Here is a 19460-nt window from a genome sequence, read left to right on the forward strand (position 1 = left end):
ATGACGGGGTGACCCAGACCAGCCCCGCCGTCGTCCTGTCCGACGAGGTGCGCGAGGCCGTGGCATCCGGTGCCCCGGTGCTCGCCCTCGAGACCACGATCCTGACCCACGGCCTGCCGCGGCCGCGGAACCTCGAGGTGGGCATCGCGGCCGAGGAGCAGCTGCGCGCCGCGGGCGTCGTGCCGGCGACGATCGGCGTGGTCGACGGGGTCGCGCACGTCGGCATCGACCGCGCGACCATGGCGCGCCTGTGCGACGACGACGCGGTCGTGAAGCTCAGCGTGCGCGACCTGCCCATCGCCGCGGCGCGCGGGCTGAGCGGCGGCACGACCGTGGCGGCGACCGCGTGGCTCGCGCATTCGGCGGGCATCCGGGTCATGTCGACCGGCGGGCTCGGCGGCGTGCACCGCGGGGCGAGCGAGACCTTCGACGAGTCGGCCGACCTGCCGACGCTCGCCCGCACGCCGATCACGCTCGTGAGCGCGGGCGTGAAGTCGATCCTCGACGTGGCGGCGACGCTCGAGCGGCTCGAGACGCTGAACATCCCGGTCGTGGGGTACCGCACGACCGCGTACCCGGGGTTCTACGTCGCCGACTCGGGGTTCGCGCTCGAGCACCGGGTCGAGACGCCCGAGGAGGTCGCCGCCGTGGCCGCGGCGCGCGACGCCCTCGGGCTCGATGCCGCGGTGCTCGTCGCGAACCCCGTGGCGGAGGCCGACCAGCTCGACCCGGAGCTGCACGACCGCGTGCTCGCCGAGGCGCTGGCGGCGGCGGATGCGGCGGGCATCACGGGCCACGACACCACGCCGTTCCTGCTCGACTTCGTGCAGCGCGCGACGGGCGGGGCGAGCCTCGAGGCGAACCTCGCCGTGTACCGCGGCAACGTCTCGCTGGGCGGGGAGATCGCGCGTGCCGTCGCCGGCTGACCCCGGCGCGCCCGGCGTGCTGGTCGTCGCGGGCGACCTCGTCGAGGACGTCGTGGTCTGGCTCGCCGAGCCGACCCGGCACGCGACCGACACGGCCGCGCGCATCGTGCGCTCGCGCGGCGGCAGCGCGGCCAACGTCGCCGCGTTCGCCGCGGGTGCGGGCGCCGCGGCGCGCTTCGTCGGCTGCGTCGGGGCGGATGCCGCGGGCGACGGGCTCGCCCGCGGCCTCGCGTCCGCCGGCGTCGACGTGCGCCTCCAGCGCGCGGGCACGACCGGCACCGTCGTGCTGCTCGTCGACCCCGACGGCGAGCGCACCATGTACCCCGACCGCGGCGCGGCGGCCGAGCTGCACCGGCCCGTCGACCCGTCGTGGCTCGACGGGGCGGGCTGGCTGCACGTGCCCGCCTACGGGCTCGAGCGCGAGCCCGCGCGCTCGGCGGTCGTCGGGCTCGCGGATGCGGCCCGCGAGGCGGGCGCCGGCGTCTCGCTCGACGCCTCGTCGACCGGGCTGATCGACACGCTGGGCCTGGAGCGCTTCCGTGCGCTCGCCGCGCGGCTGGCACCCGACATCGCGTTCGCGAACGCGGACGAGGCGGCGCTGCTCGGCATCGGCTCGGCGAGCACCGGCGACCACGGCACCGCTCCGCTCGCCCCGCTCACCGTCGTCAAGCGCGGCCCCGACCCGGCCGAGGTGCTGCGCCCGGGCAGGCCCGCCCTGCACGTGCCCGCCGCGCCGGTCGCCGACGTGCGCGACGCGACCGGCGCGGGCGACGCGTTCGCCGCCGGGTTCCTGGTCGCCGCCATGTCGGGCGCCGACCCCCGGGCCGCCTGCGTCGCGGGGCACGCGCTCGCGGCATCCGTGCTCGGCAGCCCAGGGGCATCCGTCGCCTCGGCGTGAGCCTCCCAGCGGCCTCGCGGCAACCGTCCCCTAGAAAGGTAGTCATGGCCTCCACCACCGATGCCCCCGCCCGCCGCACCCGATCGACGGCGTCCGGCCGCGGGCGCGGGCGCGGACGCGACGCCGCAGGCCCGCGCGCCACGTTCGGCCAGCTGCTGCCGTACCTGTTCGAGCACCGCGGCATCCTGAGCTTCATCCTCGTGCTGAGCGTGCTCGGCGCGCTCACCACGCTCGCGCAGCCGCTGCTCGTCGGCCAGGTCATCACGGTCGTCGAGGAGGGCGTGCCGGTCGGCCCGCTCGTCTGGGTGCTCGTCGCGCTCGTCGTCGTGAGCGCGCTGCTCAGCGGCTACCAGCACTACCTGCTGCAGCGCACGGGCGAGGGCGTCGTGCGCTCGAGCCGCATGCACCTCGCGCGGAAGATCCTGCGCCTGCCGATCTCGGAGTTCGACACGCGCCGCACCGGCGACCTGGTCTCGCGCGTCGGCAGCGACACGACGCTGCTGCGGGCAGTGCTCACGCAGGGGCTGGTCGAGGCGGTCGGCGGCGCCGTCACGTTCCTCGGCGCACTCATCGCGATGATCGTGCTCGACGCCGTGCTGCTCGGGCTCACGGTGATCGTCATCGGCATCGCGATCGCGACCGTCTCGCTGCTCTCACTGCGCGTGCGGGACGCCTCGCGTCGCGCGCAGGACAAGATCGGCGACGTCGCCGCGGCGGTCGAGCGGGCGATCGGCGCGGTGCGCACCATCCGTGCGGCGGGCGCCACAGAGCGCGAGACCGCGGCGATCGAGGCCGAGACCGACGGCGCCTACCGCGAGGGCGTGAAGGTCGCGAAGATCTCCGCGCTCATCGTGCCGATCGCGGGCATCGCGATGCAGCTGTCGCTGCTGGTCGTGATCGGCGTCGGCGGCATCCGGGTCGCGTCGGGTGCGACCAGCGTCGCGAACCTCGTGATGTTCATCATCTTCCTGTTCATGCTGATCCTGCCGCTCGGGCAGGCCTTCGGCGCGGTCACCTCGGTCAACCAGGCGCTGGGCGCGCTCGGACGCATCCGCGAGGTGCTCGACCTGCCCGACGAGGACGCGCACGACCGCGACGGCGGCCCTGCGGTGGCGGTCGCGGGCCCGGCGAACGCGGGTGCGGCGCCCGAGGCGCCGGCCATCGCGTTCGACGAGGTGCGGTTCGCGTACGCCTCGCGCGCGGTCGACGGCGGGGCGGATGCCGGCGAGGGCGACACCGCGGTCGAGGGCACGACGTCCGGCCCGGCCGGCGTCTCCGCGGGTTCCGGCGAGGCGCGCGACGTGCTGCGCGGGGTTTCGTTCGAGGTGCCGCGCGGGCAGCGCGTCGCGCTCGTCGGCCCCTCGGGCGCGGGCAAGTCGACGACGTTCGCGCTGATCGAGCGCTTCTACGACCCCACCGCGGGCGTCGTGCGCATGGGCGGGCTCGACCTGCGCACGATCGACCGCGCCGACCTGCGCGCCCAGATCGGCTACGTCGAGCAGGACGCGCCCGTGCTCGCGGGGTCGATCCGCGACAACCTCACGCTGGGCAGCCCCGACGCGACCGACGACGAGTGCGTCGCCGTGCTGCGCGCGGTGAACCTCGGCGCGGTGCTCGATCGCGACCCCGCGGGCCTCGCGGCGCCCGTCGGCGAGGACGGCATCATGCTCTCGGGCGGCGAGCGCCAGCGACTGGCGATCGCGCGGGCGCTGCTCGCGGCGCCGCCCGTGCTCCTGCTCGACGAGTCGACCTCGTCGCTCGACGGCGTGAACGAGCGCATGATGCGCGAGGCGATCGACGCGGTGGCCGAGGGGCGCACGCTCATCGTGATCGCGCACCGGCTCTCGACGGTCGTCGACTCCGACCGCATCGTCGTGCTCGACGACGGCGAGGTCGTCGGCGAGGGCACGCACTCCGAGCTCGTCGAGTCGACGCCGCTGTACCGGGAGCTCGCGAAGCACCAGCTGCTCGTCTGAGGCGTTCGCCCGGGGCATCCGCCGGTCGCGCCATCGGCCGCGTGCACCTGCACACGGCTGTAACGCGCAGCACGTACCCTCGTCTCATGGACTTCACCGTTCCCCAGCAGCGCAGCGTCGTCACCGAGCTGCCCGGGCCGCGTTCGCGCGAGCTCCTCGAGCGCCGCAGGCGCAGCGTCTCCCGCGGCGCGGGCACCCTCGCCGACATCTTCATGGACCACGGATCGGGCGCGATCCTGGTCGACGTCGACGGCAACCGACTGATCGACCTCGGCTGCGGCATCGGCGTGACCACCATCGGGCACGCGCACCCCGACGTCGCCGCGGCCGCCTCCGCGCAGGCGTCGAAGCTCACCCACACGCTGTTCACGGTGACTCCGTACGAGAACTACGTGCTGGTCGCCGAGAAGCTCGCCGAGCTCACGCCGGGCGACTTCGAGAAGCACTCGATCCTCGTGAACTCCGGCGCCGAGGCCGTCGAGAACGCCGTGAAGATCGCCCGCCGCTACACCGGGCGCCGGGCGATCGCGTCCCTCGCGCACGCCTTCCACGGGCGCACCAACCTCACCATGGCGATGACCTACCGCCCGTGGCCCGAGCGCGCGGGCATGGGCCCGTTCCCCGGCGAGGTGTACTCGGTGCCGTCGAGCTACCCGTTCAAGGACGGCCTCAGCGGGCCGGATGCCGCGGCGCGCACCATCGACTACATCAACACGCACATCGGCCCGACCGAGCTGGCCGCGCTCTTCGTCGAGCCGATCCAGGGCGACGGCGGCATCGTCATCCCGGCCGAGGGCTACCTCGAGGCGCTCGCCGCCTACTGCGCCGAGCACGGCATCGTGCTCGTCTCCGACGAGATCCAGGCCGGCATCGCGCGCAGCGGCGCGTGGTACTCGATCGAGCACTTCGGCGTGGTGCCCGACCTGGTCACGACCGCCAAGGGCATCGCGGGCGGCTTCCCGCTCGCTGCCGTCACCGGTCGCGCCGAGATCATGGACGCGGTGCAGCCCGGCGGCATCGGCGGCACCTTCGGCGGCAACCCGGTGTCGACCGCGGCGGCCCTCGCGACGCTCGAGGTCATCGAACGCGACGGGCTGATCGCCGAGGCGCAGCGGGTCGAGCGCGCGTTCGCCGCGCGCATCGGCGACTGGGCGTCGCGGTACAGCGTGGTCGGCGAGGTGCGCGGCAAGGGCGCGATGTGGGGCGTCGAGCTCGTCGTGCCGGGCACGCGCGAGCCGAACGCGGCGGCGCTCACCTCGGTGCTGCGCCACGCCACCTCGAACGGCGTCATCCCGCTCGACGCGGGCTCGTGGGACAGCGTGCTGCGGTTCCTGCCGAGCGTCGTCATCTCGGAGGAGCTCGTCGACGACGCGGCATCCGTCATCGAGCAGGAGCTCGCCCGCCTCTCCGCCTGACCCGCACGGACAGCCGACGAGCCCGTGCCCACGGAGGGCACGGGCTCGATCGCGAGATGCGGGACTACGACTGCTTGAGGTGGTAACGCAGGCTCGCCAGCTCGGAGTTGAGCGCGGCGGGCACGCGGTCGCCGAACTGCGCGTAGTACTCCTCGGTGAGGTCGCACTCGGCCAGCCACGAGTCACGGTCGACCTCGAACAGGTGCTCGAGCACGCCCTCGTCGAGGTCGAGCCCGTCGACGTTCAGCGCGCCCTCGGCCGGGATGCGCCCGATCGGCGTGTCCTCGGAGCCGGCGTCGCCCTCGATGCGGCCGACGATCCACTCGAGCACGCGGGCGTTCTCGCCGAACCCGGGCCAGAGGAACCCGCCGTCGGCATCCTTGCGGAACCAGTTCACCTGGAAGATCTTCGGCGCCTTGTCGCCCAGGATGCGGCCCATCTTCACCCAGTGGCCCCAGTAGTCGGCCATGTTGTAGCCGCAGAACGGCAGCATCGCGAAGGGGTCGCGGCGGAGCTCGCCGACCGTGCCCTCGGCCGCAGCCGTCTTCTCCGACGAGATCGTCGAGCCCATGAACACGCCGTGCTTCCACGACCGGGCCTCGGCCACGAGGGGCACGTTCGTCGCGCGGCGCCCGCCGAAGAGGATCGCATCGACGGGCACGCCGTCGTGCGCCTCCCAGTCGTCCGCGATCGACGGGCACTGCGCGGCGCCCACCGTGAAGCGCGAGTTCGGGTGCGCGGCCGGACGGCCGGAGTCGGGCGTCCAGTCGTTGCCCTGCCAGTCGATGAGGTGGTCGGGCGCCTCGTCGGTCAGGCCCTCCCACCAGACGTCGCCGTCGTCGCGGAGCGCGACGTTCGTGAAGATCGTGTTGCCCCACAGTGTCTGCACCGCGGTCGGGTTCGTGGTCTCGCCCGTGCCCGGCGCGACGCCGAAGAAGCCCGCCTCGGGGTTGATGGCGTAGAGCCGGCCGTCGGGGCCGGGGCGCATCCAGGCGATGTCGTCGCCGACGGTCTCGACCTTCCAGCCGGGGATGGTCGGGCGGAGCATGGCGAGGTTGGTCTTGCCGCAGGCCGACGGGAACGCGGCCGCCACGTGGTACACCCGGCCCTCGGGCGAGGTGATCTTGATGAGCAGCATGTGCTCGGCGAGCCAGTCGTCGTCGCGGGCCATGACGCTCGCGATGCGCAGCGCGAAGCACTTCTTCGCCAGCAGCGCGTTGCCGCCGTACCCCGAGCCGAACGACCAGATCTCACGGGTGTCGGGGAACTGCACGATGTACTTCTCGGGGTTGCTCGGCCAGTCGGCGTCGGCCCGGCGGAAGCCCTGGGCGTCGACCAGCGGGTAGCCGACCGAGTGGACCGTGCGCACCCACGGCGTGCCCTGCTCGATCATCTCGAAGACGCGCTCGCCCATGCGGGTCATGATGCCCATGGACAGCACCACGTAGGGCGAGTCGGTGATCTCCACGCCGAGCTGCGAGATCGGGCCGCCGAGCGGTCCCATCGAGAACGGCACGACGTACATCGTGCGGCCGCGCATCGACCCCTCGAAGACCTCGCTGAGCTCCGCGCGCATGCCGGCCGGGTCGCGCCAGTTGTTCGTCGGCCCCGCGTCCTCCTCGAGCTCGGAGCAGATGAAGGTGCGGTCCTCGACCCGGGCGACGTCGCCGGGGTCGGTGCGCGCGAGGTAGCTGTTGGGGCGCCACTCCGGGTTCAGGCGGATGAGCTTGCCCTCGTGCACGAGCTGTTTGGTGAGGCGGTCCGCCTCCTGCAGCGACCCATCGCACCAGACGATCTCCTCGGGCTGGGTGAGTCGCGCGATCTCCGCCACCCACTCGCGGAGCGCGGGGTCGGTGGTGCCGGTGCGGTGCGAGCGGCCGGCCGCCTCGTTCTCGAGGGAGAGTTCCATGGTCATCGCCGTTCCTCCGATGCTCTGGCGGGTCGTTGCGGTCGTGATTCCAGAATGCGCGAAGATTCCCGCGACGAGTCCGCACCGCATGCGGAAAGAATCACGATTCTTTCCGTATGGTTAACCCATGCAGGCAGCCACCGACCTCACCACCCTCGGCCAGCGCATCCGCCACTTCCGCGGCGAGCGGGGCCTCACCCTCGACCAGCTCGGCGAGCAGGTCGGCATCGCGGGCAGCCAGCTCTCGCTCATCGAGAACGGCAAGCGCGAGCCCAAGCTGTCCGTGCTGCACGCCCTCTCGGCCGCGCTCGGCGTCGACCTCGCCGAGCTGCTCTCCCCCGAGCCGCCCAACCCGCGCGCGGCGCTCGAGATCGAGCTCGCCCGGGCGCAGGCGAGCCCCCTCTACGCGATGCTCGGGCTGCCGGCGGTGCGACCCGGCAAGGGCATCAGCGACGAGGCGCTCGAGTCGATCGTCGGCCTGCACCGCGAACTCCAGCGACGCGCGAGCGAGGCGATCGCGACCCCCGAGGAGGCGCGCCGGGCGAACACCGAGCTGCGCACCCGCATGCGCGAGCGCGACAACTACCTGCCCGACATCGAGGAGCTCGCCGAGCAGCGCGTCGCGGCCTCGGGCCACCGCCAGGGCGCGCTGACCCACCGCGAGGTGAGCGTGATGGCCGAGCAGCTCGGCTTCCGGCTGATCTACGTCGACGACCTGCCGGATGCCACGCGGTCGATCACCGACCTGGCCAACGGGCGCATCTACCTGCCGCCCGCCTCGATCCCCGGCGGCCACGGCCTGCGCTCGATGGCGCTGCAGGCGATGGCGCACCGCCTCCTGGGCCACGAGCGTCCGGGCAGCTACGCCGAGTTCCTCTGGCAGCGCCTGGAGATCAACTACTTCGCCGCGTGCTGCCTGATGCCGCGCGAGGCGTCGGTGAAGTTCCTCACCGAGGCCAAGCGCGAGAAGCGGCTGGCGGTCGAGGACTTCCGCGACGCCTTCGGCGTGACGCACGAGGCGGCGGCGCTGCGCCTGACGAACCTCGGCACGTCGCACCTGGACATGACCCTGCACTTCCTGCGCGTGAACGGCGACGGCGCACTGCAGAAGGGGTACGAGAACGACGGCATCCCGCTGCCCGCCGACGTGACCGGATCGATCGAGGGCCAGTGGGTGTGCAAGAAGTGGAGCGCGCGCAACGCGTTCGACCGCACCAACCGCACCACGGAGAACTACCAGTACACCGACACCCCTGCGGGCACGTACTGGTGCGCGACGCAGACGGGCCGAACGGATGCCGCGGAGTTCTCGATCACGATCGGCGTGCCGTTCCAGGACGCGAAGTGGTTCCGCGGGCGCGAGACGACGGTGCGCGTCGAGTCGCGCTGCCCCGACGTCACGTGCTGCCGGCGCGCACCCGAGGAGCTGTCCGACCGCTGGGACGGCAGGGCCTGGCCGAGCGCGCGGCTGCACGCGCACGTGCTCTCACCGCTGCCCTCGGGGCGATTCCCGGGCGTCGACGACGCCGAGGTCTATGCGTTCCTGGAGGCGCACGCCGAACAGTAGGCGAGACAGGGTATCGCGACCCGTTGCATTAGTGTGTGTCACACAGTATCGTGTGTGGCATGACACCGGATGACGCCACCGCATCGCACCTGCAGGAGCTGCGCCGTGGCACGACCGTGCTCGCGTGCCTGCTGCGGCTGCGCACGCCCGAGTACGGGTACGCACTGCTGGAGTCGCTCGCCGGGCTCGACCTGGCGGTCGACGCGAACACGCTCTACCCCCTGCTCCGGCGGCTCGAGAAGCAGGGCCTGCTCACCAGCGAGTGGAACACCGACGAGGCCCGCCCGCGCAAGTTCTACCGCACCAGTCCCGCCGGCGAGCGCCTCGCCGTCGCGCTCACCGACGACTGGCGACGCATCGACACCGCACTCGCACGACTGACCGAAGGAGACGTACCATGACCACGCTCACCGACCGCTACGTCCAGGCGACGGCGCGGTACCTGCCCGAGCGTCAGCGACCCGAGCTCGCGCGCGAGCTGCGCGAGCGCATCGGCGACCGGCGCGACGCCATGGTCGAGGCGGGGCACGACCCCGACGACGCCGAGCGCGCGACGCTCGTCGAGCTGGGCGACCCGGCCGCGCTCGCGGCGGGCTACGCGGACCGGCCCATGCACCTGATCGGCCCGCGCACCTACCTCGCCTGGCTGCGCGTGCTGAAGCTCGTGCTCCTCATCGCGGTGCCCATCGTCACGGCGATCAGCCTGCTCGCGCAGCTGCTCTCGGGCGCCACCGCGGGCGAGGTCGCCGCGTCCACGTTCGGCGCCGCGCTGAACACGGCGCTGCAGGTCCTGTTCTGGGTGACCCTCGTGTTCGCCGTGATCGACCGGTCGCCGGCCGCCTCGAAGGCGCGCGCCTGGACGCCCGCCCAGTTGCCGGCCGTGCACGACGAGTACAAGGCGAAGCGACTGCCCGACCTCGTCTTCTCGCTGATCGCCCTCACGGTGTTCGCGGTGCTCATCGTCTGGCAGCAGACGGGCATCCCCGTGAACGGCGAGCCGATCCCGTTCCTCGACCCGTCGCTGTGGTCGTTCTGGATCCCGTGGTTCCTGGTGCTCATCGCACTCGAGATGGCGTTCGCCGGCGCCGTGTACGCGTGGGGCTGGAACTGGTGGCTCGCGCTCGTGAACGTGCCGCTGAACATCGCCTTCGCGGTGCCCGCGCTGTGGCTGCTCACGAACGGCATGCTGGTCAACCCCGACTTCCTCGACGCGATCGGCTGGCCGTGGGGCGACGCGGGCGACGTGATCACGACGATCGTCGTCGTGCTGTTCGTGTTCGGCGCGGTCGTCGACATCATCGACGGCGCCGTGAAGGCGTACCGGGCCGGGAAGGCACGGGGCCTCGCCTGACGGGCGCGACCCGAGCGAGACGGATGCCCCGAGGCGCGCGCCGGCCCCGGGGCATCCGCTCGCCTACTTCGGCTGCATGCGGATCGCGCCGTCGAGGCGGATCACCTCGCCGTTGAGCAGCGGGTTCGCCACCACGTGCATGGCGAGCGCCGCGTACTCGGCGGGCGTGCCCAGGCGCGAGGGGTGCGGGATCTGCGCCGCGAGCGAGGCCTGCACGTCGTCGGGCATGCCGGCCATCATCGGCGTCTGCATGATGCCCGGGGCGATGGTGACCACGCGGATGAGCAGCTTCGACAGGTCGCGCGCGAGCGGCAGCGTCATCGCGGCCACGCCGCCCTTCGACGCCGAGTAGGCGGCCTGGCCGATCTGGCCGTCGAACGCGGCGACCGACGCCGTGCTCACGATCACTCCACGCTCCGCGGTCTCGGGCACACCCGGCAGGGGCTGGGCGGTCACGGGCTCGCCGGCGGCCATGGCGGCGGCGGCCAGGCGCGTGACGTTGAACGTGCCGATCAGGTTCACCCGGATGGTGCGCTCGAAGTCGGCGAGCGCGAGCGGCCCGTCGCGGCCGACCGTGCGACCGGCGGTCGCGATGCCGGCGCAGTTGACCGCGACCCGCAGCGGACCGAGCGCCGTCGCCTGCTCGATCGCCGCCGCGACCTGCGCCTCGTCGGCGACGTCGGCCGGGGCGAACCGGGCGCGCTCCCCCAGCTCGGCCGCGGCCTGCTCGCCGCGGCCGCCGGGCAGGTCGACGATGACGACGGATGCCCCGGCGTCGATGAGCGCCTCGGCCGTGGCGCGGCCCAGGCCCGACGCCCCTCCGGTGACGATGGCGGATGCCCCGCTCAGCTCCATGCGCTGTCCTCTCGTGGTTCGTGGGTGCACCGGCGCGGTCGCGTCGGCGTCTGCCGCGGCTCCGATGCCGCGGCGGTACTGGTTCGGTGCCGATCGTACCGTTCAGACGCGCTCGACGACGTACGCGTTCGCCATGCCGCCGCCCTCGCACATGGTCTGCAGGCCGAGCGTCGCATCGCGCCGTTCGAGTTCGCAGACCATGGTCGCGAGCAACCGCGTGCCCGACGACCCGAGCGCGTGGCCGAGCGCGATCGCGCCGCCGTTGGGGTTGAGCTTCGCCGGGTCGGCGCCGGTGTCGGCGAGCCAGGCGAGCGGCACCGACGCGAACGCCTCGTTCACCTCGTAGACGTCGATGTCGTCGTGGGTCAGCCCCGCGCGCTCGAGCACGCGCGCGGTCGCCGGGATCACGCCGGTCAGCATGAGCAGCGGATCGCTGCCGGTCACGCTGAAGGCGCGGAATCGGGCCCGTGGCGTCAGCCCGAGCGCGGCGGCGCGCTCGGCGCTCATGATCAGGGCGGCGGATGCCCCGTCGGTCAGCGGCGACGAGTTGCCGGCCGTGACCCGCCAGTCGAGTTCCGGGAAGCGCTCGGCGAGTGCGTCGGTGCGGAACGCGGGCTGCAGCCCGGCGAGGCCCTCGGCCGTGGTGCCGGGCCGGACGGTCTCGTCGACGAGCGCGTCGACGCCCCGCACGGGCACGATCTCGTGGTCGAAGTCGCCGCGCCCCGCGGCATCCGCCGCCTTGCCATGGCTCTCGGCCGCGAACGCGTCGAGCTCGTCGCGGCCGAACCCCCACTGCTGGGCGATGAGGTCGGCCGAGACGCCCTGGCCCACGAGCCCCTCGGGATAGCGGGCGTGCATGCGGGTGCCGAACGGGTCCTTCCCCGTGCTCGACGAGCCGAGCGGCACGCGGCTCATCGACTCGACGCCGCACGCGATCACGATGTCGGCGGCACCGGCGATCACGGCCTGCGCGGCGAACGTGGCGGCCTGCTGGCTCGACCCGCACTGGCGGTCGACCGTGGTGCCGGGCACGTGCTCGGGGAACCCGGCCGCGAGCAGCGCGTTGCGGGTGATGTTGTACGACTGCTCGCCGACCTGGCTCACGCACCCGCCGATCACGTCGTCGACGAGCGCCGGGTCGAGGTCGTTGCGGGCGACCAGGTGGTCGAGCACGCCCGCGAGCAGGTCGACCGGATGCACCCCCGCGAGCTGTCCGCCCGGCTTGCCCCGCCCGCTGGCGGTGCGGATCACGTCGACGATCACGGCCTCTGCGCCCATGCTCCCACCCTACGCGCGCGGCTCGCGTTGCTTTCCGAGACCCGTCAATAGACTGCGCTTCCCGCGCCCGGAGTGCAGTCTTTCGACGGGTCTGGGAAGCGTCAGGCGGGGAGCATCGTGTACTTGGTCGCGAGGTACTCGTGGATGCCCTCGAAGCCGCCCTCGCGGCCGATCCCTGAGGCCTTCACCCCGCCGAACGGCGCGGCCGCGTTCGAGATGACGCCCGCGTTCAGGCCCATCATGCCGGTGTCCAGCCGGTCGATCATGCGGTGCCCGCGCGCGAGGTCGGTCGTGTAGACGTACGAGACGAGCCCGAACTCGGTGTCGTTCGCGAGCCGCACCGCCTCGTCCTCGTCGGCGAAGGTCGTGATCGAGAGCACCGGCCCGAAGATCTCGTTGCGGAGGATCTCGCTGCCCGCGACCACGCCCGACACGACCGTCGGCTGGAAGTACGTGCCCGGGCCCTCGATGCGGCTGCCGCCGGTGGTGACGGATGCCCCGCGCCCGACCGCGTCCTGCACGAGCGCCTCGGCCTTGCCGACCGCGTCCTCGTCGATCAGCGGGCCGATCTGCACGCCCTCCTCGGTGCCGCGGCCGACGCGCATGGCCGCCACCCGCTCGGTCACCCGGCGCGCGAACTCCTCGGCGACCGCCTCGTGCACGATGAACCGGTTCGCCGCCGTGCAGGCCTGGCCGATGTTGCGGAACTTCGCGAGCATCGCACCGTCGACGGCCGCATCGAGGTCGGCGTCCTCGAACACCACGAACGGGGCGTTGCCGCCGAGCTCCATCGACACGCGCAGCACGCCGTCGGCGGCCTGCGCGATGAGCTTCCGGCCGACCTCGGTCGAGCCCGTGAACGACAGCTTCCGCAGCCGCCGGTCGGCGAGGATGGGCTCGGTCACCGCCGACGAGCTCGACGACGTGATGACGTTCACCACGCCCGCGGGCAGCCCCGCCTCCTCGAGGATCGCGGTGAACGCGAGCGTCGTGAGCGGCGTGAGCTGCGCGGGCTTCACGACCACGGTGCAGCCGGCCGCGAGCGCCGGCGCGATCTTGCGCGTGGCCATCGCGAGGGGGAAGTTCCACGGCGTGATGAAGTACGACGGGCCGACCGGGCGCTGCGAGACGATCATGCGGCCGGTGCCCTCGGGGTTCAGCCCGTAGCGGCCGTGGATGCGCACGGCCTCCTCGGAGAACCAGCGCAGGAACTCACCGCCGTAGGTCACCTCGCCGCGCGACTCGGCCAGCGTCTTGCCCATCTCGAGGGTCATGAGCAGCGCCAGGTCGTCGGCGCGCCGGGTGACGAGCTCCCACGCACGTCGCAGGAGCTCGCCGCGGACGCGCGGCGCCGTGGCGGCCCACGAGTCCTGCGCGGCGACCGCGGCGTCGAGGGCACGCACGGCGTCGGCCGGCGAGGCATCCGCGATCGACCGGATCACCTCGCCCGTGGACGGATCGTGCACGTCGAGCGTGCGACCGCCCTCGGCGCTCACCCACTCCCCCGCGATGAACAGCTTCTCCGGTGCGGCGTCGAGCAGCGCGCGCTCGTCCATGTCGTGACCTCCCCGTCGGACTGACGCGACCAGCGTAGTCCGCGGGGCTCGGGCGCCGGCCGGGCTCAGGCCTCGACGTCGACGAACTCCACGTCGTAGACCGCGACGCGCTGCGGCACGCCCGCGAACACCTCGGCGCGCGCCTCCGACGCCAGGTACTCCTGCTCCAGCGCGAGGAACGCGTCACGGTCGCCCTCGGTGCTCACCGCCCAGACGAACTGGCTGCGCTCGGGCAGGCCGTAGGCGAAGTCGATGCGGAATCCGGCCGGGGGGCGGACCTTGGGCATACTGGCGTGCCACCACGCGACGAAGGCGTCGTACTCGCCCTCGACGAGGGTGTAGCGGCGGAGCTGGACGGTGCGGGTCATGCGTCCATTCTGGCCGGTCGCGCGGGCGAGCCGGCACGGTCAGCCGTCCGAGGCCTCGGATGCCTCCTCGCCGGCGATCTCGGCCCCGGCATGCCCCATCTCGGCGATCGCGGCCTCGCTCGTCTCGGCGGCCACGCCCGCCACCAGCCCCGTCAGCACTCTCGCGTGCTGGCCGTGCTCGAGCGCGTCGAGCGTGCTCGCGCGCACGCAGTAGTCGGTCGCGATGCCGACCACGTCGACCTCGGTCACGCCGTGCCGGGTGAGCAGCTCGGGGAACGGCGTGCCCTCGTCGTCCGTGCCCTCGAAGATCGAGTAGGCGGGCACGCCCTGCCCCTTGCGGATGTGCACGTCGACGCGCGACGTGTCGAGGTCGGGGTGGTACTCCGCGCCGGTCGTGCCCGAGACGCAGTGCACGGGCCACGTGTCGACGAAGTCGGGATCGGCCTCGCCCGCGAAGTGCCCGCCGTTGTCGTTGTCGCCGTCGTGCCAGTCGCGCGACGCGACGACCAGGTCGTAGTCGTCGCCGTGCTCGGCGAGGAAGCGGGTGATGCCGGATGCCACGGCCGCACCGCCGTCCACCCCGAGTGCGCCGCCCTCGGTGAAGTCGTTCTGCACGTCGATGATCAGTAGCGCTCGCGTCATGTCGAACCTCCTGGTTCGATCATCCCACCGTCGCGCGCCGGCGGGCCCGGTCAGCCGCAGACGTCGCGCAGGACGCGCTCGAGCACGCGCACGTGGGTCGCCGCCGACGGCAGGTCGAGCCACTCCGCGTCGGCGTGCGCGCCGCCGCCCGCGGGCCCGTACAGCGCGACGTCGATGCCCGCGTCGGCGAACAGCGCGGCCTCGGTCCACCACGGGTCGCCGCGCCGGTCGGGCAGGGCCCCGAGCTCGGCGACGGCGGCGCGGTCGACCGCGGCCACGACCGCCGAGCCGTCTGGCGCCTCGAACGCGGGGCGCGAGACGAGCTCGGTGAGCTGGAACGAGACGTCGGACCCGGCCGCGCGCGCCAGCGTCGCCTCGAGCGCGGCGCGCACGACCGCGGGCGTCTCGCCGGGCAGCGTGCGCCGCTCGATGGTGGCGCGGCAGTGCGGGGCGACGGTCGCCGCGTCGACCCCGCCCTCGAGGGTGGCCACCCGCAGCGTCGAGGTGCCGAGCAGCGGATGCCCCTGCTCCGGCGCGCACGGCGCGGGATCGGCGTCGAGCGCGGCGACAAGCCGCAGCATCCCGGCGATCGCGTCGACGCCCTGCTCGGGCTGCGAGCCGTGCGCGGCGCGCCCGTGCACCTCGAGCGCGAACCACGCGAACCCGCGGTGCGCGACGCCGAGCTCGAGCCCGGTCGGCTCGAGCACCAGCGCGCCGTCGATCTCCGCCGTGTCGAGCGACGCGAGCACGGCCTCGGTGCCGATCGAGCCGAACTCCTCGTCGGCGGCGAACGCGAGCACGACGTCGCCCGCGAGCTCGTCGCCCGCCGTGGCGCGTTCGGCGGCGAGCACGCCCGCGGCGAGCGCGCCCTTCATGTCGTACGCGCCGCGACCCCAGAGCTGGTCGCCGTCGACGCGGGGCGCGAACGGCCCGTCGGCGTACGTGCGCACGCCGACCGTGTCGAGGTGGCCGCTCAGCAGGAGCGTGCGCCCGCCGCCGGTGCCTCGCCGCCGTGCGACGAGGCTCGGACGCGCCCCCGGGCCGATCAGGGTCGTCGAGAACCCGGATGCGTCGAGCCTGCGCCGGAGCGCGTGCGCGAGCGCGACCTCGCCGGCACCGCTCGGGTCGAGGTCGGGGTTGACCGAGTCGAGCGCGACCAGCTCGCGTGCCAGCGCGACGAGCTCGGCGTCGTGGCCGGGCGGCCGCGCCGGTGGTGCGGACGCCGTGTCGGGCCCGGCGGTGCCGCCCGGGGCATCCGTCATCGCCTCGTCCACGCGCCGCGTCACCCGTTCGAGAGGTTGTCGCCGCAGCGGAAGAAGGCGGTCGTGAGCGTGTCGATGGCCTCGCGCGACGAGGGTGGGATGGCACCGGGGGCGTCGCCGAGCGCGTAGATCGCGAACGTGAGCGGCGTGCCGTCCTGCGCGTGGATGATGCCTGAGAGGGTGTAGCCGGTCTCGATCCAGCCGGTCTTCGCCCAGACCTGTCCGCGCGCGATCGCGTTGTCGCCGAAGAAGCGGTCGCCGTACGCCAGCGACCCCTGCACCCCGGCCACCGGAAGCCCGTCGCGGATGACGCCGAGGCCCTGCTCGCGCGCCTCGATCTTGCGGAACAGCTCGGTGAGGTACGACGGGGGCACCGCGTTGTCGTCGCTGAGGCCGGACCCGTCGGTCACGGTGATGCCATCGGTGTCGATGCCGTACGCCCCGAGGCCCTCGCGCACCGCGGCGTCGATCGACGCGAAGTCGTTGCCCGTGTCAGTGCGGATCGCGACGTGCCGGGCGAGCATCTCGGCGACCGTGTTGTCGGAGACGATGAGCGACTTCTGCACGAGCTGCGCGACGGTCGGCGACGAGACGCTGCCGAGGGTCTGCGCGTCGGCCGGGGCGGTGCCGCGCTCGATCACCGAGATGCCGCCGAGCGCGCCGGCGAACGCGTCGCCCGCACGGCCGACCGGGTCGGGGCTGCGCCAGGACGTCTCGGCGAAGGGGCTGTCGCGGTCGCCGTCGACCTGCAGCGCGGTGATCTGCGACATGTAGCCCTGCTCGCGCTCGAGCGGGTTCCAGGTCGGGTGCCACTCCTCGCCGCCGAAGAACGACGCGTCGAGGACCAGCTTGGTCAGCGGCGGGTTCGCCGGGTCGGCGTCCCACGCGGCGCGCACCTGCGCGGCCAGGTCGTCGAGGTGCGCGGCGCCCGGGTAGACCGTCTGCGAACCGGTGGGGGTGCGCGAGAGGGTGAGGTCGCCGCCGCCGACGAGCACGACCGAGCCCGGCTCGCTGCCGCGCACGACCGTGGTGGTCGCCCGGTAGTCGGGCCCGAGCACGTCGAGCGCGGCCGCGGCGGTGAGCACCTTCATGACGCTCGCCGTGCGGGAGGCGGTCTGTCCGCCGCGATCGTAGAGCACCTCGCCGGTGCTCGCGTTGCGCACGTGCGCCTGCATCGCGCCGAGCCGTGCGTCGGTCGCCGCGGCACCGACCATGCAGGTGCGGATCCTGGCGGTGGTCGCCTCCGCGGTGGGCGCCGGGCGACCGGGGTCGACGGTGGGCGTGGGCGTCGGGGTCGCGGTGGGCGTCGGGGTCGGCGCCGGGCTCCCGCCCGCGACCGCGGATCCCGCGGCGACCGCGCCCCAGCCGGCGAGGGCGAACGCCACGACGCCCGCGGTCACCCAGAGCGCGAGGCGCGTGCGCCTCGCTCGCGTGCCGCCCGGGGCATCCGTCGTCGTGGTCTCGCCCGTGACGGGGTCGGCCCCGTCCGTCGTGCTGCCCGGGGCATCCGTCGACCGCTCCTCGCCGCCCGCGGCGTGCGGGCTCGGCTCGGCCGCGCCGTCTGCGGCGTCGGGGGTCTCGGGGTCGGTCGACACCCCGGCATTGTACGCAGCCGCACCCGGGAGGCGCGTGGACGCGGCCGACGCCTACTCGCCCGGGTAGCGCAGCCCGATCAGCTCGCGCACCCGGTCGAGGGTGCCCATGATCGCGACGGTCTCGTCGATCGGCAGGACGTCGCCGCCGAGCTCGCCCGACGCGACCAGGCGCTCGGCCGCCTCGGCCTGGAAGTGCATGCCCCGGCCGTTCAGCTCCTGCGAGAACTCCTCGAGGACGGTACCGGCCGAGTCGATGAGCCGGAACGACGTGTTCGCGAACCAGACCCCGTCGATCTCGATGCGCGCCTCGGTGCCGACCACCACGGCGGTGTTCGGGCCGGCCGTGTCGCTCGCGGAGACGCTGGTCGCGATCCGCCCGCCCGGGTACCCGAAGACCGTGGCGACCTGCGCGTCGGCACCCGTGGGCTTGAATGTCGCCGTCGCCTGGATCGTCTCCGGCTCGCCGAACAGTTCCCACGCGAACGAGACCGGGTAGACGCCCAGGTCCAGCAGCGCGCCGCCGCCGAGCTCGAGCGAGTTCAGGCGGTGCGACGGGTCGTCGGGCAGCCGCTGCATGTGGTCGGCCATGAGCGTGCGCACCTCGCCCAGCGCTCCCTGCGCGATGAGCTCGCGGATGCGCACCATGTGCGGCAGGTAGCGGGTCCACATCGCCTCCATGGCGAGCAGGCCGCGCGCCTTCGCGAGGCTCGCGATCGCCGTCGCCTCGCGCGCGTTCAGCGCGAACGGCTTCTCGACGATCACGTGCTTGCCCGACTCGAGCATCAGCAGCGCGTTCTCGACGTGCACCGGGTGCGGCGTCGCGACGTAGACGATGTCGACGTCGGGATCGGAGGCGAGCGCCTCGTACCCGACATGCGCGGTCGGGATGCCGAACTCGGCGGCGAACGCCTCGGCGGAATCGAGCCGGCGAGAGGCGACGGCCGTCACGTCGAAGCCGTTGGCCACCAGGTCGGACGTCATGAGGCGGGCGATGCCGCCGGTGGCGAGGATGCCCCATCGCAGTCGTTCGGTCATTCGTCGAGCGTATCGCTGCCGGGGGCGAGCGGCGCAGGTGGCAGGGTGGATGCGTGCCATCCGAGTTCTCCGCCACCGTGACCGACTTCTGGGGCGTGCCGCCTGCTGCGACAGGCGCGACCGACGCCTACCGCGTGATCGTCGACCCCGAGCTGCGCACCGACCTGCTGCTGACGCTGCTCGACGTCGTCGACGGGCCGCTGGTCGCGACCCTCTCGCCGGCGACCGCCGAGCGGCTCCGGGTCGCGGACGGCGAGTCCGTCGGGCGTGCGGAGCTCCGCTCGCGGCTCGACGACGCCGGCCTCGAGCTCAACGGCGCCGATCTCGTCTCCTACCTCACTCTGGAGGCGCGGCGCTCGGTCGCCGCACCGCCCCCGGCGCCCGGCACCCGGGCGTTGACGGCAGCGGATGTCTCCGAGTTCGCGCGTTTCTCGGCCGACGCCCCCGAGGACGACCTCGACGAGGCGTACGTCGAGCTCGACCACTGGGTCGCCCTCGGCACGTTCGTCGACGGTCGCCTCGTCGCGGCGGCGAGCATGTACCCGTGGCGCGACTCGACGGTCGCCGACATCGGCGTCATCACGCTGCCCGAGCACCGCGGCCGCGGCCTCGGACGGCGGCTCGTGCAGGCCATCGCCGCCGAGGCGCTCGCCCGCGGCCACGAGCCGCAGTACCGCCACCAGGCCGGCAATGCCGCCTCCGCCGCGCTCGCGCGCTCGGCCGGGTTCGCGCGCTTCGCCGAGTGGGACGTCGTCACGGCGTGACGGCGTCCCACTCGGGCCGGGGAGCGAGGCGTGCGGGGCCCGATCGACCCCGCACACCCCTGT

General features: G+C 73.5%; 17 protein-coding genes. 8 read left to right on the forward strand and 9 right to left on the reverse strand.

The window, feature by feature from the left end; genetic code table 11:
- Positions 1-8: 8 nt before the first annotated feature.
- The 4 genes from QMG39_RS01990 to QMG39_RS02005 all read left to right on the forward strand — a co-directional run bounded on the left by QMG39_RS01990 (position 9) and on the right by QMG39_RS02005 (position 5215).
- Entirely contained in the window at positions 9-926 is a 918-nt protein-coding gene (locus QMG39_RS01990) for a pseudouridine-5'-phosphate glycosidase (protein WP_281882152.1), read from the forward strand.
- Complete coding sequence (locus QMG39_RS01995) at positions 910-1824, forward strand: carbohydrate kinase family protein (RefSeq protein ID WP_281882153.1); 915 nt, start codon at positions 910-912, stop codon at positions 1822-1824. The genes QMG39_RS01990 and QMG39_RS01995 overlap by 17 nt, the downstream gene beginning before the upstream one ends.
- Positions 1825-1868: 44 nt before the next feature.
- Entirely contained in the window at positions 1869-3800 is a 1932-nt protein-coding gene (locus QMG39_RS02000) for an ABC transporter ATP-binding protein (RefSeq protein ID WP_281882154.1), read from the forward strand.
- Between the two features lie 86 nt (positions 3801-3886).
- Positions 3887-5215: an aminotransferase class III-fold pyridoxal phosphate-dependent enzyme gene (locus QMG39_RS02005; protein WP_281882155.1), complete on the forward strand. Its 1329-nt coding sequence runs from the start codon at positions 3887-3889 to the stop codon at positions 5213-5215.
- Between the two features lie 64 nt (positions 5216-5279).
- Here QMG39_RS02005 and QMG39_RS02010 read toward each other — a convergent pair whose 3' ends face one another.
- Positions 5280-7124: a phosphoenolpyruvate carboxykinase (GTP) gene (locus QMG39_RS02010; RefSeq protein WP_373878344.1), complete on the reverse strand. Its 1845-nt coding sequence runs from the start codon at positions 7122-7124 to the stop codon at positions 5280-5282.
- A gap of 127 nt (positions 7125-7251) precedes the next feature.
- Here QMG39_RS02010 and QMG39_RS02015 point away from each other — a divergent pair, with 127 nt between their 5' ends.
- Genes QMG39_RS02015 through QMG39_RS02025 form a run of 3 tightly spaced genes read left to right on the forward strand, consistent with a single transcriptional unit; the run spans position 7252 to position 10042 of the window.
- Positions 7252-8691, forward strand: coding sequence for a helix-turn-helix domain-containing protein (locus QMG39_RS02015; protein WP_281882157.1), 1440 nt, complete (start codon positions 7252-7254; stop codon positions 8689-8691).
- A 59-nt stretch (positions 8692-8750) separates the two neighbouring features.
- Entirely contained in the window at positions 8751-9092 is a 342-nt protein-coding gene (locus tag QMG39_RS02020; protein WP_281882158.1) for a PadR family transcriptional regulator, read from the forward strand.
- Complete coding sequence (locus QMG39_RS02025; protein ID WP_281882159.1) at positions 9089-10042, forward strand: permease prefix domain 1-containing protein; 954 nt, start codon at positions 9089-9091, stop codon at positions 10040-10042. The genes QMG39_RS02020 and QMG39_RS02025 overlap by 4 nt, the downstream gene beginning before the upstream one ends.
- 63 nt (positions 10043-10105) lie before the next feature.
- On the opposite strand, the gene QMG39_RS02030 is transcribed toward QMG39_RS02025, so the two are convergent.
- The 8 genes from QMG39_RS02030 to QMG39_RS02065 form a co-directional block, all read right to left on the reverse strand.
- Positions 10106-10897, reverse strand: coding sequence for an SDR family NAD(P)-dependent oxidoreductase (locus QMG39_RS02030; protein WP_281882160.1), 792 nt, complete (start codon positions 10895-10897; stop codon positions 10106-10108).
- 102 nt (positions 10898-10999) lie between these two features.
- A complete protein-coding gene (locus QMG39_RS02035) occupies positions 11000-12175 on the reverse strand; it encodes a thiolase family protein (protein ID WP_281882161.1) in 1176 nt (391 codons plus the stop codon).
- 101 nt (positions 12176-12276) lie between these two features.
- Positions 12277-13731, reverse strand: coding sequence for an NAD-dependent succinate-semialdehyde dehydrogenase (locus tag QMG39_RS02040; RefSeq protein WP_281882162.1), 1455 nt, complete (start codon positions 13729-13731; stop codon positions 12277-12279).
- A 65-nt stretch (positions 13732-13796) separates the two neighbouring features.
- Positions 13797-14099 carry a hypothetical protein gene (locus QMG39_RS02045; RefSeq protein WP_281882163.1) on the reverse strand — a complete coding sequence of 101 codons (303 nt, stop codon included), beginning with the start codon at positions 14097-14099 and terminating at the stop codon, positions 13797-13799.
- Between the two features lie 39 nt (positions 14100-14138).
- Positions 14139-14741, reverse strand: coding sequence for an isochorismatase family protein (locus QMG39_RS02050; protein WP_281882164.1), 603 nt, complete (start codon positions 14739-14741; stop codon positions 14139-14141).
- Positions 14742-14791: 50 nt separating this feature from the next.
- On the reverse strand, positions 14792-16027 hold the full coding sequence (locus QMG39_RS02055; RefSeq protein ID WP_281882165.1) for a M20/M25/M40 family metallo-hydrolase: 1236 nt from the start codon (positions 16025-16027) through the stop codon (positions 14792-14794).
- On the reverse strand, positions 16024-17598 hold the full coding sequence (locus QMG39_RS02060) for a D-alanyl-D-alanine carboxypeptidase/D-alanyl-D-alanine-endopeptidase (protein WP_281882166.1): 1575 nt from the start codon (positions 17596-17598) through the stop codon (positions 16024-16026). The genes QMG39_RS02055 and QMG39_RS02060 overlap by 4 nt, the downstream gene beginning before the upstream one ends.
- A 51-nt stretch (positions 17599-17649) precedes the next feature.
- Positions 17650-18633 (reverse strand): Gfo/Idh/MocA family protein, encoded by a 984-nt coding sequence (locus tag QMG39_RS02065; RefSeq protein ID WP_281882167.1) that lies wholly within the window; start codon positions 18631-18633, stop codon positions 17650-17652.
- 53 nt (positions 18634-18686) lie between these two features.
- On the opposite strand from QMG39_RS02065, the gene QMG39_RS02070 reads away from it, so the two are divergent.
- On the forward strand, positions 18687-19397 hold the full coding sequence (locus tag QMG39_RS02070) for a GNAT family N-acetyltransferase (RefSeq protein ID WP_281882168.1): 711 nt from the start codon (positions 18687-18689) through the stop codon (positions 19395-19397).
- Positions 19398-19460: the final 63 nt, after the last annotated feature.

The sequence above is a fragment of the Agromyces rhizosphaerae genome, assembly GCF_027925245.1.
Taxonomy (GTDB): domain Bacteria; phylum Actinomycetota; class Actinomycetes; order Actinomycetales; family Microbacteriaceae; genus Agromyces; species Agromyces rhizosphaerae.

Coding starts and splice junctions, on each gene's coding strand:
- QMG39_RS02005 (WP_281882155.1), top strand. CDS start 3,887: ATGGACTTCACCGTTCCCCAGCAGCGCAGCGTCGTCACCGAGCTGCCC.
- QMG39_RS02065 (WP_281882167.1), bottom strand. CDS start 18,633: ATGACCGAACGACTGCGATGGGGCATCCTCGCCACCGGCGGCATCGCC.
- QMG39_RS02050 (WP_281882164.1), bottom strand. CDS start 14,741: ATGACGCGAGCGCTACTGATCATCGACGTGCAGAACGACTTCACCGAG.
- QMG39_RS02045 (WP_281882163.1), bottom strand. CDS start 14,099: ATGACCCGCACCGTCCAGCTCCGCCGCTACACCCTCGTCGAGGGCGAG.
- QMG39_RS02020 (WP_281882158.1), top strand. CDS start 8,751: ATGACACCGGATGACGCCACCGCATCGCACCTGCAGGAGCTGCGCCGT.
- QMG39_RS02015 (WP_281882157.1), top strand. CDS start 7,252: ATGCAGGCAGCCACCGACCTCACCACCCTCGGCCAGCGCATCCGCCAC.
- QMG39_RS02000 (WP_281882154.1), top strand. CDS start 1,869: ATGGCCTCCACCACCGATGCCCCCGCCCGCCGCACCCGATCGACGGCG.
- QMG39_RS02010 (WP_373878344.1), bottom strand. CDS start 7,124: ATGGAACTCTCCCTCGAGAACGAGGCGGCCGGCCGCTCGCACCGCACC.
- QMG39_RS02030 (WP_281882160.1), bottom strand. CDS start 10,897: ATGGAGCTGAGCGGGGCATCCGCCATCGTCACCGGAGGGGCGTCGGGC.
- QMG39_RS02035 (WP_281882161.1), bottom strand. CDS start 12,175: ATGGGCGCAGAGGCCGTGATCGTCGACGTGATCCGCACCGCCAGCGGG.
- QMG39_RS02025 (WP_281882159.1), top strand. CDS start 9,089: ATGACCACGCTCACCGACCGCTACGTCCAGGCGACGGCGCGGTACCTG.
- QMG39_RS02040 (WP_281882162.1), bottom strand. CDS start 13,731: ATGGACGAGCGCGCGCTGCTCGACGCCGCACCGGAGAAGCTGTTCATC.